The 15,372-nt window shown below is 66.7% G+C and carries 14 protein-coding genes; 6 read left to right on the top strand and 8 right to left on the bottom strand.

Annotation, left to right across the window (positions count from 1 at the left end; all coding sequences use genetic code 11):
- Positions 1 to 5 precede the first annotated feature (5 nt).
- Entirely contained in the window at positions 6 to 956 is a 951-nt protein-coding gene (locus LVJ94_18710) for a hypothetical protein (GenBank protein WXB09254.1), read from the bottom strand.
- A 630-nt stretch (positions 957 to 1,586) separates the two neighbouring features.
- On the opposite strand from LVJ94_18710, the gene LVJ94_18705 reads away from it, so the two are divergent.
- The gene (locus tag LVJ94_18705) at positions 1,587 to 2,558 is read left to right on the top strand and encodes a RimK family alpha-L-glutamate ligase (protein WXB09253.1); all 972 of its coding nucleotides are present in this window, start codon (positions 1,587 to 1,589) and stop codon (positions 2,556 to 2,558) included.
- 13 nt (positions 2,559 to 2,571) lie between these two features.
- Entirely contained in the window at positions 2,572 to 3,339 is a 768-nt protein-coding gene (locus LVJ94_18700; protein WXB09252.1) for an enoyl-CoA hydratase/isomerase family protein, read from the top strand.
- A gap of 17 nt (positions 3,340 to 3,356) precedes the next feature.
- Here LVJ94_18700 and LVJ94_18695 read toward each other — a convergent pair whose 3' ends face one another.
- Genes LVJ94_18695 through LVJ94_18680 form a run of 4 tightly spaced genes read right to left on the bottom strand, consistent with a single transcriptional unit; the run spans position 3,357 to position 9,795 of the window.
- On the bottom strand, positions 3,357 to 4,040 hold the full coding sequence (locus LVJ94_18695) for a 4'-phosphopantetheinyl transferase superfamily protein (GenBank protein ID WXB09251.1): 684 nt from the start codon (positions 4,038 to 4,040) through the stop codon (positions 3,357 to 3,359).
- A 5-nt stretch (positions 4,041 to 4,045) separates the two neighbouring features.
- Positions 4,046 to 5,317, bottom strand: coding sequence for a PEGA domain-containing protein (locus tag LVJ94_18690; GenBank protein ID WXB09250.1), 1,272 nt, complete (start codon positions 5,315 to 5,317; stop codon positions 4,046 to 4,048).
- Positions 5,314 to 8,067, bottom strand: a complete 2,754-nt coding sequence (locus LVJ94_18685; GenBank protein ID WXB09249.1) for a VCBS repeat-containing protein — start codon at positions 8,065 to 8,067, stop codon at positions 5,314 to 5,316. Before LVJ94_18685 ends, LVJ94_18690 begins: the two co-directional genes overlap by 4 nt.
- A gap of 3 nt (positions 8,068 to 8,070) precedes the next feature.
- Entirely contained in the window at positions 8,071 to 9,795 is a 1,725-nt protein-coding gene (locus tag LVJ94_18680) for a protein kinase (protein ID WXB09248.1), read from the bottom strand.
- A 387-nt stretch (positions 9,796 to 10,182) separates the two neighbouring features.
- Between LVJ94_18680 and LVJ94_18675 the strand changes: the two genes are divergently transcribed.
- The 4 genes from LVJ94_18675 (at position 10,183) to LVJ94_18660 (ending at position 12,752) form a co-directional block, all read left to right on the top strand.
- Entirely contained in the window at positions 10,183 to 10,419 is a 237-nt protein-coding gene (locus LVJ94_18675) for a hypothetical protein (GenBank protein ID WXB09247.1), read from the top strand.
- Between the two features lie 78 nt (positions 10,420 to 10,497).
- Positions 10,498 to 11,178 (top strand): metallophosphatase family protein, encoded by a 681-nt coding sequence (locus LVJ94_18670; protein ID WXB09246.1) that lies wholly within the window; start codon positions 10,498 to 10,500, stop codon positions 11,176 to 11,178.
- A 123-nt stretch (positions 11,179 to 11,301) separates the two neighbouring features.
- Positions 11,302 to 11,646, top strand: a complete 345-nt coding sequence (locus LVJ94_18665; protein ID WXB09245.1) for a hypothetical protein — start codon at positions 11,302 to 11,304, stop codon at positions 11,644 to 11,646.
- 17 nt (positions 11,647 to 11,663) lie between these two features.
- Entirely contained in the window at positions 11,664 to 12,752 is a 1,089-nt protein-coding gene (locus LVJ94_18660; protein ID WXB09244.1) for a tetratricopeptide repeat protein, read from the top strand.
- A gap of 14 nt (positions 12,753 to 12,766) precedes the next feature.
- Here the strand turns inward: LVJ94_18660 and LVJ94_18655 are convergent, their stop codons facing one another.
- From LVJ94_18655 to LVJ94_18645, 3 genes are read right to left on the bottom strand one after another with little or no spacing between them, the layout of a single operon-like run.
- Complete coding sequence (locus LVJ94_18655) at positions 12,767 to 13,279, bottom strand: hypothetical protein (GenBank protein ID WXB09243.1); 513 nt, start codon at positions 13,277 to 13,279, stop codon at positions 12,767 to 12,769.
- A 40-nt stretch (positions 13,280 to 13,319) separates the two neighbouring features.
- Positions 13,320 to 14,432: a DegT/DnrJ/EryC1/StrS family aminotransferase gene (locus tag LVJ94_18650; protein WXB09242.1), complete on the bottom strand. Its 1,113-nt coding sequence runs from the start codon at positions 14,430 to 14,432 to the stop codon at positions 13,320 to 13,322.
- On the bottom strand, positions 14,432 to 15,250 hold the full coding sequence (locus LVJ94_18645; GenBank protein WXB09241.1) for a carbon-nitrogen hydrolase family protein: 819 nt from the start codon (positions 15,248 to 15,250) through the stop codon (positions 14,432 to 14,434). Before LVJ94_18645 ends, LVJ94_18650 begins: the two co-directional genes overlap by 1 nt.
- Positions 15,251 to 15,372: the final 122 nt, after the last annotated feature.

Genomic DNA, 15,372 nt, shown 5'->3' with positions numbered 1-15,372 from the left:
TTACTTTACGTCAGGTGGCGCTCGGCGGGTTGAAACGCGAGCAGGCCAAAGGGGCCGCTCACCCAGGCCACGCCGCGGGCCTCGTCCCAGGAGATGGCGAGGATCTCCGGCTCGTCCCCGAACGCCGCGCCGCCGACCTCGGCCACGATGCGCGGGCCGGTAGACGTCACCCGCACGAGCCATGCGCGGCCTGCAATGCGCGAGAGCAGTGCCACCAACCGGTCGCCGTTCGCCGCGGCCTCGGCGGTCACACGCAAATCCGCGGCTTTCTTGGTCAGCCCCAGGGCCGCAAGCGTCTTTTCGTGCTTTTCCTGCACGTCGAGGTCTTGCTCCGCCGCCACCAACGAGGGCTGCTCGTGATCGACGGGCACGCGCTCCCAGGGGCTCGGGTCCCAGGGAAGCGGCGCATCGTCGTCCAGCGCCACGTCGTCGAGCAGGGCATCGTCGAGATCGCCTTCTTCGTCGGCATCGAGCGCGGGCAAGTCGGCCTCGCGCAGCTCTTCATCGGGCCCGCTGGGCCCCTCTTCGCCGCCGTCGAGCAGCACCGGTGCGCCGCCGCTGTCCTCGATGCCGAAATCCTCGCCGTCCACGCCCGGTTCCTCGTCGTCACCGATGGCGCTGCCGCCGCCGTCCTGGATGCTGGGCAGGTCGGCCTCGAAGTCGAAGGCCCCCAGCTCGACGCCCTCGGCCGGCTCGGCGTCGGCGAGCCACGATCGCTCTTCCTCCACCAGCTCCTCGACCGGCTCCGCCTCCCCCGTCGAGTCGTCGAACGGATCCAGGGCATCCTGCGCTTCCGATGCGAGCTCGTCGGCATCGTCCAAGCTCTCGATCTCCGGCTCGGAAGGGTCGTCGGAGTCGCCGTCCATCGGCGGCAGCTCGTCCAACTCTTCGTCCGTCGTCGTTCGTTCCATCTGCATCTGCATCGGCTTCGTGGGCTGCGGCTGCACCTGACGCATGTCACGAATGTCCTACGGCCTTGTGCGAAGGCCAGCAAGGCGAAGGTGACGGAACGGCGACTTGACGGCCCCAACGGGCCTCCAAAAAGGGACGATCCCGGCCGCGGAGGATGGCGCCATTCGGCCGCCACCAACGGAAGCGTCCCACGCAAATGTGTCCCGCCGTCACAGGGGGCTGTGTGGCACGAGCCGCACGGCTGCCGTGTCGTCCCTGACCCGGTTGTCAGGAGCGCCTACACGACGACCGGGAAAACGACAGCCCGCGACCCCGGCAGGGGGGAATTTCACCGGTCGCGAGGGTGAATCTCACGAAGGCATGCGTAGTGCATTGCACTTGGACATGAGCCACCGACAACACGTCGTCATTCGAGTGGTGGCGCTCGCAGTGATCGCCTTCCTCCAGTTCTACTCGCAACCTCGAGACCGGAGTGGCGACCGCGCCGCGTCTGCCCCTCATCAAGCCGAGACCGTTGCCATCAGCCGCTGAAGGCTGCCCTTCTTTTTCGCGGTGACCTTCCCCGTTTAACCCCGCTTTTTGCCCTGGTTTTTTCCGGGGAGGTCGCAACCGTCTCCAAGTTTGAGCATCGGCATTGCGCGACCCGCGCGACCTACGTACCTTCCGGGTCGCCGATGCGCTTTCTCGTGCTCTCCCGCAATGCCACGCTGTACTCGACGAGCCGGCTGGTTCTCGCAGCCCGCTCCCGCGGGCACGAAGTCACCGTCGCCGATCCACTGGATTTTCACATCGTGGTGTCGCGCCGCCGGCCGTCGATGTTTCTCGGGGATCGCCCAGTTCCCCGTGCCGATCTGGTGATTCCGCGCATTGGCGCGTCGATCACAAACTATGGGCTCGCCGTGGTCCGGCAGTTCGACATGATGGGCGTACCCGTGCTCAACACGGCCGTGGCCATCGCCCGCTCGCGCGACAAGCTCCGCGCGATGCAGCTCCTCACGCGCAAGGATATCGACGTCCCCCGCACCGTTTGCGCGAAAACGCCGGACTCGGTCGACCTCGCATTGAAGTTCATCGGCGGCGCTCCAGCCATCGTGAAACTGCAGCAGGGCGCCCAAGGCATCGGCACCATGATCGCGGAGACGCCCCAGGCGGTCACGTCGCTGCTGGAAACGCTCTGGGCGATGGGCCAAGACATCATTTTGCAGGAGTACATCGCCGAGTCGAAAGGCCGCGATTACCGCGCCATCGTCGTGGGCCAGCGTGTCGTCGCAGCCATGCGGCGCCAGGCCAAACAGGGCGAATTTCGCTCGAACCTGCACCGTGGCGGGCTCGGCGTGCGCGTCAACCTCGACAAGCGCTACTGCCAGGCGGCCATTTCTGCGGTTCGCGTCATGGGCCTCGAGGTCGCCGGCGTCGACATGCTCGAGGGGCGCGACGGGCCGAAAATCCTGGAGATCAACAGCTCCCCCGGTCTGGAAGGCATCGAGCGCACGAGCGGCGTCGACGTCGCGGGCGCGATCATCTTGCACGCCGAGCGCTTCGTGATGCGGAAGAGCAAGCGCACCGCGAAGAAGGACCTGGTGCTAGAGCAAGAGCGGCGCAACCGCCGCATCCGGCAGCCCGTTCACTTTGCGAACGGCGGGTGACGGACCCGCGACGATGCTGAAAATCGAGCGCCACGGTAGCGCCGTCCTCTGGACCATTGCCCGCCCCGAGTCGCGCAATTCCGTCAATCGGGCCACCCTGCAGCAGCTCTCCGACGCCATCGATGAGGCGGGCCGCGACGAGACCCTCCGCGCCGCCATCCTCACCGGCGAGGGCGACGCATTTTGCTCCGGTGGCGATCTGCGCGAGGTGCGGGGCATCACGACACCCGAGGACACCGAGCGGTTCGCGCGCCTGGGCGAGGATCTGTGCGCCCGCATGGCGGGCTTGCCCATTCCCGTGCTCGCGGCCATCCCGGGCGTCGCGTTCGGCGGCGGCGCGGAAATCGCGCTCGCATGCGACATCCGCATCGCCGAGCAACGCGCCCTCCTTTCGTTCAAGCAGGTGCGCATGGCCGTCACGAGCGCATGGGGCACCGTCCCGCGCGTGCTCGCGGCCGTCGGCTCCGGCAATGCTGCGCGCGCGCTCTTCACGGGCCAGGAATTCGGCGCCGAGGAGGCACGCGCCCTCGGCCTGGTAGATACGGTCTGCGACAACGGCACCTCCGTGGCCGTGGCCCTCGCCTGGGCACGCGACATCGCCCAAGGCTCACGCCAAGCCGTCGCCGCGATGAAGGCGCTGCTCCTCACCGCCCGCACGAACCCGAGCGCGGTCCGCGACGAAGAGCGCAACCGCTTCGTGGCCACGTGGACGTCCGCGGAACACGCCGACGCGGTGGAGGCCTACTTCGAACGGCGCCCGCCCAAGTTCAGTGTTCGCTAAGGCAACGGTCGATTGAATTACGTCGAGGGCGTGACCACCATCCCGGTGCACACCGAGACGGCGTCGTGCTCGAAGCGGCCCTCGAAGGTGCGGCCCGCGGTGAGCGATGGCGTGAGCGTGGAGAGGAGGCGCGCGGAGAAGCGTTCGCCGTCGAGGATCTCGATCCACGCATCGGAAAAGTCGAAGTAGCGCTGCACCTGCGGGTACAGGCACTTGAAGACCGACTCTTTCGCGGAGAAGGTCACCGTGAGGGCGACGCCGGTGCCCCACCCGGTCTTTCGCTTCATCTGGGCGATTTCCTGGGGCGAGGCGATCTTGTCGAGCAGACGCTCCGCATTGTCGTCGGTCATCACGCGCTCGGCGTCGAGACCGATGCCGTGAGCATCGCGCGCCCGGGCGATGGCCACCGAGGCGAAGTCCAATGTATGCGTGATGGCCCCCACGAACCCGTCGGGCCAGAGCGGTTCGCGGTTCTTGCCGGTTCCGACGGGGATCTCGGCATGCTCGGGCGCCAGGCGGCGCAGCACCTCGCGCACGCAAAAGCGGCCAGCGAGAAACTCCGCCTTTCGCTTGGGCACGGCGCGCCCGAGCGACTCGGGGAGCGCGATGCCGGGAAATTGCGCCCCGAGATCGGGCGCATCTTTGTCGAAGTTGACGCTGTGCTGCGAGACGAAGGCGGGAAAGAGCGGTGGATTGCGCACGTTGGTCAGAACTTACCGGAAATGGTCGCCCCACCGAAGCTCGGACCCACGAAGGGCACGACGGACATCTCCACGGGCTCCAGGGGGTTCGCCGGCCGGGGCTTGCGCTCTTGCTCGGGGCGGAGGCGAGGCGCCATGACCGTGGGCCGGTCGAAGGCGTAAAACACGAGCCCGGTAGCGAGCGCGGCCCCACCAAGGGAGAACGCCAGAATGGCCCCCGTCCGCCAGCGATCGCGCGCGTCGCGGGCATCGCGGTAGTCTTCCTGGTCGCTCAACGTGGCCGGGCGGCGCGTTTGCGCCTCCGAGACGTCCTGCGCCGCCTGCTCCCGGTTCAAGGCGAGGAACGAAAATACGCCGCCCGCCACCACCAAGGCCCCACCACTGATGAGAAGCGAGCGCGCCACGACGCGCTGCCCCGTGGCCTCCAGGTGCACGTCGACGCTCCGGCGCTCGTCATGGCGAAAGTCGATCTCCTGCGAGTACGCCTTGTAGCCGTTCTTCGTGACCGCGATGAGGTGCGATCCCGAGGGCAGCTCGATCGACTCCGGCAAGGGCGCCGTGCCGATGACCCGCCCATCGAGCCACACGTCGCAACCCGACGGCGCGCGGATGACCAGGTGCGCCGGCCGCGGCCGCAACTCGACGGGGACGGGCACCAAGGTGCGATCGACGGCGAGCACCTCGCGCTCCTCGTCGAAGTACCCGTCCAAGGTCACGCGCACGCGGTGCCGGCCCGGGGTCACTTCCGCCGCGTACGGCGCCTGCCGGCGCTCACGGCCATCAATGGTGAACGTGGCGCCGCTCGGCTGCGTGGTGATCATGAGGCGCGGCGGCTCTTTGGGCGGCTCTTGCGCCTCCTTCGGCCCCGCCGGCGACGGCTCCGGGGTGAGGTGCGCCAGCATCGGCTCCAGCTCCGAAAGCGCTTGCGCGGCGTCGGCGCGCCGGCCGCCGTCGGGAACCTGCTCGATGTACGCGCGGAAGCTGGCCACCGCCGCGCGCAGGTTCTCCGGCTTTCGCGCGATGAAGTATTGCCGTCGGTGCGCTTGCGCCAGCGAGTAGACGATCGCCGGCCGCGGCAAAATGCGGTTCGCCTCCGTGAAGGCCTGGATGGCGGCCGAGAATTGCCCCGACGCGTAGGCCTGTGCCCCGGACGAAAAGAGCATCTTCGCGCGCTCCGACTCCTCCGCACTGGCCTCCGCGGCCCGCGCGTCATGGGCGAGCAGGCCGCCGGCCCCGAGGGCGAGGAAAAGGCACGCCGCGAGAAACCGACGCTTCATCGCGGCCTCCCGCGGAACAGGGTCACGGCGTTGGCGGCGGACACCACGATGTCGTCCACGCCATCGGCGGTCACGTCGCCGGCGGCGATGCTCGCGCGAAACTCGCGATTCGCCTCGGCGCGAATCCCCAAATCGGCCACGGACTTCGCGGGCAAGAACCCTCGTTTGGCCTTGTCACTCTTGACGAGGAACAGCCCGTAGCGACGCTGGTCGTCGATCGTCAGCACCACCAGGTCCTTCTTGTTCTCGTCGGTGGAGAGCTCGTCGGCCCGCATCCATGCGCAGTCGACGATGCGTTGCCCCGGCACGTCGATGGTGAGCGGCTCGCCAAGGTTGCCGGTGCGGTCGTTGAAGAAGACTTGCAGCTTGGGCGCCCCGTCCTGGAAGTACAGGGCCACCAGGTCCTTCACCTTGTCGTCGTCGACATCGGTCACCCGAAGCTTCCACTTGAACCGGGTCTTCGCCGTCCCCTTGCCTCCCCCGAGCACCGCCATCGATTGCGTGGCCCACGTGCCATTCCCCAGCCGGCCCACGATCAGGGCGCCACCGCGCGTAATGTCCTCTTGCTCCGAATCGAGTTCGGGCTTGGGCGGTACGGCGATGATCAGCTCGTCCAGGGCGTCGGCCCCCGCGGGCGCGTCGAGATCCATGGCGGCGGTGGCCGCACTGGCCCAATCGACGTCGGTCGCGACGGCCCCACCCAGCGCACTCAAGTTGAATCCGCGCTGGGACACGCTGTTGGTGATCACGCGGGCATCTCCCGTGAGGGGAATGTTCCAAAGCGTAAACACATCGCCCTGCGCGAGCGGCTCGCCGATGGCGGCCATGTCGAGGCCGCGGCTCGTGGTGTCGAAAACGCCGGCCGCGGCCATCAACGAATCCACGACGGTGGCGGGTGTGCCCTCCACGTGAAGCCGCAAGGGAGCGACCAGCTTTCGCGAGATCGACCCCGTGAGGAGCGCGAGGAAGGGCGCGTTCGATTCGCCCGTGTCCGTTCCGATGACGGCGAGATCGGCCAGCCCATCGGGGACCTGACCAGGCACGGCCAACTTTCCCGCCTCCACGTGCTCGATCGACGGAAACCGTCCCATGCTCGTGGGTGCGTTCGGCCCGCTTTGGGTGCCGAAGGCCACGAACAATTCGTTCGAGCTGGAGAACGCGACATCGTTGGTCCGATCGCCGTCGAAGTCCCCCACAGCGAAGTTCTGGGCGCCGTTCGGCACCGAGAACGGGAACGGCGTCATCACGCTGGGGTCTTGCGTGCCGGAGTAGAAGTCGAACCCATTCTCCGAACCGGCGAGGATGTCGAAGAACCCATCCGTGTTGAAATTCCCAACCAGAGCCTCCCGCCAGATGATGCCCCCGGGCGCGGGGATCTTTACGTTCCTCACCGAGCCGCCGTCTTGAAAGCCCTTCGTGCGCAGCAAAATTTGCTCCGGGAACACGAAATCCGCGAGCTTGTCCGGATTCGACCCGCGGTTGGTGAGCTGCTCCGCGGCCAACGGAAAGATGACGGCACCACGCGCCTTGGGAAAGTCGAGAGGGCCGCCGTCCAGAATGGCCGCCATACCGTCGCCGGTGACGCTGTCGTGGGGCGGCGTCGATTGAAAGCGACCGTCGCCGACGCCATAGGCTAGAAGGATGGCGGCGAACGATGCCCGGTCCGAGGCATTGTCCGTGTCCATCTCGGCATGAACGAGAACGTCGAGTTTGTCGTCGCCGTCGAAGTCGGCCAAGAGCACGCCCCGTTCCCCGACGACATAACGCGCCGACGGCCGCCCGGGCACGCTGGGAAAGCGGATGGCCGGCTCCGTGGCGGGAAGCGGCGCCGACGGAAGGACGCCCCCCGGAATGGCCTTGCACGGGAAAAAGAGGTCGACCCCGGGCGTGCCGCTGCCGATGGACCTTCGCAGAAAGCCATAGACCGCATCGGGGCAATTGTCGCCGTCGATGTCCCCAACCTGCACCTCACCGGCCACCTGATCGGCGGGGCCGCGCAGCGTCTGCACGGGTGTCAGATTGAGCCCGCGTTCGAGCTCGATGTCCGAACCTCCGCCGGGCTTCGGGCGAAAGAGGTACGTCTCGTCCCCCGGCGACGGGTCGGTACCGAAGGTCGCGTGGGTATCGGCGACGAAGCTTTGAGCATCTCGCGCGCCGGCCCCCGACAAGACGAGGCTCGGATACTGAATCGGCTCCAAGGTGCGGTCCGAAAGCCCTTGCCAGACGGAAATCTGTTGCGACGGAAAAAGCAAATCCGTGCGCGCATCGCCCGTGAGGGGCGCGACGATGGGCGCTGTCGAGCCCTTGTTGGGGATGAGCGTGACCTCGCTGAACTTGCCGCCGCTGAAGAAGTGGACGCGGGTAAAGCCGGTGGACGTGGCAATCAGGTCGAGCGAACCGTCATCGTCCACATCGGCCACGTCGATCCGGTCGGCGTCGGAGGCCATCGACGCATTGTCGTCGCGCGCGAATTGGCCCGAGGGTGCGCGGCAGACGGAATCGGCGCCACAGTAATAGCCGCCCGGGCACTTCCCCACCCCGTCCGAGGCATCGGCCCCGCGCACGCACGCGTACTGGCATGCCGCGTTGCACACCGTTCCGGCCAGGGTCGAGGTACCGTCGCAGACCTCCCCCAGCTGGACCTCGACGACGCCATTGCCGCAGGCACCGGTATCGGGAAGCGTTTGGCACGACGCAAGGCACACCGTTCCCAGAACGAGCAACGCGCCGAGTCGTTGAAGAATCTTCATTTCCTATTTCTCGTTGATATCGGTCGGTATCTCGCTGCGTGCCCCCGTGGCCGACGCTTTCGCGGGCACGTGCGTCGAACGTACGATCTTCGTGAGCGCGACGACGAACGTCGCATCCTTCGTCGTATCGACGGAAATCTCAGAGGGTTTGTGCCCCTCGGCCTTGATCGTCAACTTGACGGTGCCCTGCGCGCGCGGAAGCGAAATGGGGCCGGGTGCGTCGCCGATCTTCGCACCATCTTTCCAGATGGTTGCATTCGCAGGCGTGGCCTCGACGGAGATCGCGACATCCGTTGCCCACTCGGGCAGCGCCGCCTTCGAAGCAGGGGCAACCTCCACCTTGGACTCGGGCGCGACAACCGGGGGGGATGCGGGGGCGGAGACTTGCGTGATCTCCGCCAGCGGAGTTTTGGCCCGCCCCACCACCCCCGTGGCCACCATGCCAATACCGATCAGCGCGATGACGATGACGCCGGCAAATCCAATCAGCGCACGCCGATTGGGCCGCCGTGGTGCGCTCGTGCGCACGTCGGCGGCCGCCGCGCCAAAGGTGTGCGGGCCGGGACTCCGCCTCGCCATCGTCGGCGTTCGCGCGTCGTCCAGCGTTTCCGCCGACTCGAGGGTCGCGTTCCTCGGCGTCAGCCTCGGCCCGCTCACGACGGAGACCCCGGATAGCGCCAGCGGAGGCAACACCGGTCCGCTCGCCAACGGCGTCACACGGAAGCCCGCGTCCTTGGCGGCCACCGCCAAGGCCTCGACCGCGGCGCCCGCGGACGGGGGTCTCGCCGCAGGATCTTTGGCCAGCATCTTCAACACGGGCACGTCGAGCACCCGAGGAACCGCCGGGCACACCGAGGACATCGGCGGGGGTTCCGCGGTGGTTTGCTTCATCAAGAGCTCGACCACGTCCTCGCCGCGAAAGGGGATGTCGCCGGTGAGCAGCTCGTGCGCCAGCACACCAAAGGAATAGATATCGGTACGATGATCGACATCCTTTCCGCGGCATTGCTCCGGTGACATGTAATAGGGAGTCCCCATGGGCGTGCCGGTGCGCGTCTTTGCCGCCGCAGACATCACCCCGGGACGTGCCAATCCATCTGAAGGATCGGAGCCTTTGCCCCCTCCCACCAATTTCGCTATTCCGAAATCGAGCAATTTCGGAAAAGGCTCTCCGTCTTCATCGAACGATAGGAAAATATTTTCTGGCTTCAAGTCGCGATGCAAAATGCCCGAGGCGTGCGCAGCATCGAGCGCGCGGGCAATTCCACGCAAAATGGGAATGGCCTCTTCCGGCGTGAGCCTGCCTTTGTCTTCCTGCAGATAGCGATCCAGCGGCTTCCCCTCCAAGAGCTCCATGACGAGGTACTGCCGTCCATCGTCGAGCGCGCCGAAGGAGAAGATGTCGATGATGTTGCGATGCCGAATTTGATTGACCGCGCGGGCCTCGGCGATGAAGCGGGCCACGACCACCGGGTTGGACGAGTATTGGCGACTGAGGATCTTGATCGCCGCCGCTTTGCCAATGAGTGGATGCACGGCACGGTAAACCGAACCGAACCCTCCCTCGCCGATCTTTCCTTCGATGCGGTATTCACCGACCAAAAAGCCGGGAGGGAGCTCTCGATCGAGCCCTAAAAATGCAGCGTCTGGCAGGAGCGTGTCACCGTCCTTCGCGCAGGTGATCGATCCCTCCGGATACTGCGTACGACAGGTAGGACATGTCGCCATGCAATACTATGGCGAATACTACGCCCGAAATGCCGATCGGGTTCATGACAAAACGAAGAAAACGAAGGAATCGTCCGCGCACTTGCGCGCTCACCTGCGCGCTCGGTCGAGCATGACGGACACGCTATTTCAGTTGGAACCCGCTCTGGAAGACATCGCGTAGCGTGAATCCTTTCAACACGAGAAAAGGCGGAGCCTGCTCATTCGTACGTTCGCCGTCTCTCGCGCTTGCCGAAGCGAAGCGTGCGTTGCGACCGCCACCGCAGGCGGGCGCTTCGATCTTCCGTGGTGACGGCTCCAATGCCATCGGATTGTTCCGCGGCTTCATGAAGCTCGCGACGGCATCGCCTCGAGCACCCCCCATGGCAACGTTGAAAAGGCGTGGCCGTGCTTCACGGTTCGAAGAGCTACGTGCGCTGTGACGACGATGGGGTGTGGCCCACTCGCTCCGCGGAGCTCCACGATCTCGGTTACGTTTCCGTGACGGACAAGGCGCAGCTTGAAACGAGGCTCGAGCGCACCATGCTCGTGGTGCAGTCGCGCGGGGCACTTGTGCGTCGCGTCGAGGAAGGCGCCACCGCGGGCCCCTCTGCGATGGCGCTCGACGCACCTCTCAGCTCATAGCACGTCATAGCACGACGGGTGTGAGCTAGGATCACCTCGCGAAATGGCATCGCGCCGACTAAGCTTGTTGAGAGCACGATGATTCTCCTCTGCATCTCGGACATCCAGGGTCACGTCGACGCCCTCGCCGCCGTATTGGCGACCGCGGAGCGCCGTTCCTTTCACAAGTTGCTCGTCGCGGGCGACGTCGTTTTCCCAGGGCCTGCGCCGCTCGAAACGTGGCGCCGTCTCACCAGCGCAGGCGCCGTCTTGGTGCAAGGGGTAACCGACCGCGCGATCGCCACGCTGGATCCGAAAGATCTCCGCCCCAGCAACGATCACGAGCGCCGCATGATCGAACGCATGCGCTCGTCGCGCGCGGAGCTGGGCGATCTCATTCTGGAACGCATCAAGCGCCTGCCCTCCCACGTGCGCCTTCCCTTGGAGGACGGCGGCGAGCTTCTCCTCGTCCACGGCTCCCCGGTCGACGCGTCGGAAGCGCTCTCGCACGACATGAGCGACGAGGAAATCGACGCCCTGCTCGGCGACGACCCGGCCGACGTCGTGGTCTGCGGCATGAGCCACGTCCCGTTCGACCGAACCATCTCCGGTGTTCGTGTCATCAACGTTGGAAGCGTGGGGGAGGCTCCCCGGAGCGCGGGAGGCGCGTTTGCCAATGCCACCTGGATCGAATCGACCCCGTCGGGAATCACGGTGGAATCCATCGTCGTTCCCCTGGACCGGGAGCCCGTGGAAGAAAAGTTGTCGGCGATGCCGTAACCCGGCACGATCCGCATCGTGACATCCCGACCGGGGCCTTCACTGGCCAAGACGCGTGGAGAACGGCTTCTCCGAACGCGGCAGACTTCTTTTGTTCGCGCTTCCGATGGACGATTTCGCGATTTGTTGACCTCGGCCGACGTCATCAGCGAGGGCGCGGCGCGGGTGGAGAACGACGGGGCCGTTTGGTACGGCTCCACCAGCTTGATCGTGACGGTTCCCTTCGAAAAATCCGAAGAGCGGGACCTTTTTGCCGAAGTGGCGGCGCGCGACCCCCATGTTCGCGTCCGTGCGCTGCGAATTGCCAAGCGGGAAGCGGCCATTCGCGCCGCTGCACCGCTCGGTCGTGCTTCGTGCGAGCTGAGGATCGAGCCGGATGAGCGGGGCCTACGAATCGACGTCGACATTCAGGCACCGTTGATCGAAGAGCGCCGTCGGGGCAGGATGCGCGGCGACGTTCCGTTATGAGCGTCGATAGCGGTCCCATGACGGATTCGACGAACGAAAGCACCACGCGAGACAAGGCCGACAAGGCCGAACGGCGGAAAAAGCGAAAGCGCGATGCGTTCGCCAACGTCATTCGCGTGAACTTCGGCGCCGGCGGCGGTCGGGTCGATCCCGCGAACCTCGAGGCATCCCGAACGGGAGGGGCCGCCCCAGCCCATGGCAGCCCGCTCAAACGGCGGGAAACCGACGCGTCCCCCGTCGAGCCGGTCACCGATCTTTTTTCGGCCAAAGAGGTGGCGCGCCTGCTCAATCTGAGCGAGGGCCGGCTGCGCACGCTCGACCGCACGCAGATCGTGTCGCCCTCGGGCACGCGCAACGGTCGCCGGGCGTACACGTTCCAGGACTTGATCGCCCTGCGGGCCACGTTGCTCCTCTCGAAAGAGGTGAAGCCGCGGGAGATGGCCAAGGCCATCGGCGCGCTGAAGCAGACGCTTCCCAAGGTCACGCGGCCGCTTCAAGAGCTGCGCATCGTGAGCGACGGCCGCAAAGTGGTGGTGCGCGCGCAAGATGGCGCCTTCGAGCCGGTCACCGGGCAGATGGTGCTCGATTTCCAGGTTGGCGGGCTGCGCGATGATGTCGTGCGTGTGCTTCGACCGGAATCGGCGGCGACCCGAGCGCGGACCGCCTACGATCTCTACGTCAAGGCGAGCACCCTCGATGAGGATCCGGCGACGTACGACGAGGCCGAGGGCTTGTACAGCCGGGCCATCGAGCTCGATCCGGAGCTATCCATCGCGTACACGAACCTGGGCAACATCCGGTTTCGCCGCGGGGACGATCAAGGCGCGGAGGCGCTCTACCAACACGCGTTGACCATCGATCCGTCGCAGCCGGAAGCGCACTACAATTTGGGCTACGTGATGCTCGAGCGCGGCCAGGCGGAGAACGCGGTGGCCTCGTTCGAGAAAGCGCTGCTGCGCGACACGCGCTTCAGCGACGCGCATTTCAACCTGGCCATGGCGCTCGAGCAACTCGGCGAGCGGGCCAGGGCCCGGGTGCACTGGAAGCGATACCTCGAGCTCGAGCCTCAAGGCACGTGGGCGGACATCGCCCGGCAGCATCTTTAGATCGAACCAGGCGGCTACAGGTCGTTCGTGCAGATGAGGGCCATGCCGCGATGCACGCGGACAGCGCGCTCGGTGAGCGTCTCGCGCGTGGAGCCCTCTTCGCTGGCCGCTATTTTCGCGTCCAGGTCCGCCGCGGCGACGGTGGCCGCACCGCAATCGCGGCGCTGGAGCGCGCCGAGCAGGGCATATGCGGCAACGGCGACGGGAGCGGCTTTGCGTGACGACGCCTCGCGCGCAAGGGTCTGCAGCGCGGCCCCCGTTTCCACGGGCGCTGCACGCGCGGCTTCGCGGGCCTCGTCCTCCGCGAGGCGCGCCCGAAGCTCGTCGGCGGTCATGCCGTGCTCCTGCGCGACTTGCTCGAGGTGCGCCTGCGACTGCTCCCGGATCTGCTCCGTGCGCCGCTCCTGCGACAGCGCTCCGAGGTCGAAATTTCGAACCACGAAGAGCCCCACGGCGCGGTACACGCCGAAGAGAAAGAACGGCGAGGCGATGTACCACGCAACGAGGGTCCGACGGCGTCGCGGCATACGAGCCCGATTTACGTGAGGCGGCACGATGTTCTCCCCCTCATAGCGCGCGGCGCAGCGCGTCCGCCACCTCCTGCTGCGACGCCTCGCTCAGGTTGGCGCATAGGGGCAGCGCCAGAACGTCGCGTGAGCGCTTTTCGGCCTCCGGCATGGCGGCCCGGTGGTGCGGCGTCGAGGCGAAGGCCGGCTCGTCCGGAATGGGTCGATCGTAATACGCCCGTGCGTCGATGCCCTGGGCGCGCAGTGCGGCGAGGACGCGATCGCGCCCCTCGAGGACGCGCACGACGTACGGGTTGTGCGTACCATCGTCGTCGAGCGCGTCGAAGAACGAGAGGCCCGGCACGCCGTCCAAGAGCTCGCGGTAGCGGTGTGCCCGCTGCCTTCGCGCGGCGATCCATGGGTCGAGGTGGCGCAGCTTGACGTCGAGCACCGCCGCGTGGAGTGCATCGAGCCGGCTATTTTCGCCAATCTCCATCACGCGCCCGCCCTCGACACCGTGCTGGCGCAGACGCCGGACGCGGGCGGCGATGGCGTCGTCCGCGGTGACGAGAGCGCCCCCATCGCCCCAGGCCCCCAGTGTCTTCGCCGGAAAAAAACTGAACGCCGATGCATGCCCCACCGCCCCCGCCGACGCGCCATCGCGCACCGCCCCCAGGGCTTGCGCGGCATCCTCCACGAGAACCAAGCCGTGCGCGCGCGCGAGCTCGAACAGCGCCTTCGTGTCCGCGCACGCGCCGAACAGGTGCACGACCAAGATGGCTCGCAGCCGCTCGGGGCCGCGCCATGTGCGGATGCACTCGGCCACGCGCTCCGGCGAGAGGTGCACCGAATCGGCATCGACGTCGACGAACACCGGCGTCGCGCCTGCCCGCACAATGGCCTCGGCACTCGCCACGAAGGTGAACGGCGTGGTGATGACCGCGTCGCCGGGACCGATGCCCGACGCGACCAGCGCCAGGCGCAGGGCATCGGTGCACGAGGCCACCCCGACCGCGTGCCGCACGCCCACGTACTCGGCGAGGTGCTGCTCGAAGGCGGCCACCCGCGCGCCCAAGATGAATGACTGCTCGCCGATGACCTTCCCCACGGCGGCCATCAGCTCGTCGGCGATGGCCGCATGCTGCGCGCGCAAATCGATGAGCGGTATTCTCATCACAAGAGACGCACGTGATCGAGGCACGGGAGCGCCGAGCGCACGCGATCCTGGTACGCGAAGTCCAGCCGCGCGACGGCGATGCCCTCCCCTTCCCCAGCTTGCGCGAGCACGTCGCCCCACGGGTCGACGATGAGGCTCTTGCCGTAGCTTTGACGCCCGAGAGGGTGCTTTCCCGTCTGCGCCGGCGCGAGCACGAAAATCTGGTCCTCGATCGCGCGTGCGCGAAGCAGCGCATGCCAATGGTCCTTGCCCGTGGGAACGGTGAACGCGGCCGGCACGGTGACGATGCGCGCGCCGCGGCGTGTGAGGGCGCGGAAAAGCTCGGGAAAGCGTAAGTCGTAGCAAACCGTCATCCCGAGCATGGCGGGGCCGATGGACGCGACCACGCGCTCCTCGCCCGCCGACGTGGCGGCGCTTTCCTGCAGGCGCGTGCCGTCGGGAAGGTCCACGTCGAACAAATGGATCTTGCGGTACGCCGCGAGGATGTCGCCCTCGGGACCGGCGAGCAGCGACGTGTTGAACGGGCGCTTCGCATCCTCGCTGCGCTCGGGAAAGCCCCCGGCCACGAGGTGGATGCCGAGGCGTTTGGCCGTGGCGCGCACGAAGTTCAGGATCGGGCCCGTGCCTTCCACCGGTTCGGCGATGGCGCGTTTCTGATCTTGATCGCCCATGAAGGCAAAGTTCTCGGGCAGGGCGACGAGCTTGGCACCCGCAGCACTCGCTTCCTCGATGAGCTTTTCGGCCCGTTGGAGATTTTGACTTACGTCGGCCTGGCTGGAGAGCTGTACGACTGCAGCAACGAGGGATTGGCTCATGGGCGTTGGAGAAACGTAAGCGTAGCGCGCGACGAGTCAAACGCGTACCGCGATGATCGATGTACCCTCATCGGGTGGCTCCTCGGTGGTTCATGTTCGGATGCGCGCTCGGCCTCGCCGTC

Source organism: Sorangiineae bacterium MSr11367 (assembly GCA_037157805.1).
GTDB classification, from domain to species: domain Bacteria; phylum Myxococcota_A; class Polyangia; order Polyangiales; family Polyangiaceae; genus Pendulispora; species Pendulispora rubella.
This window is presented reverse-complemented; position numbering and strand designations above follow the sequence as displayed.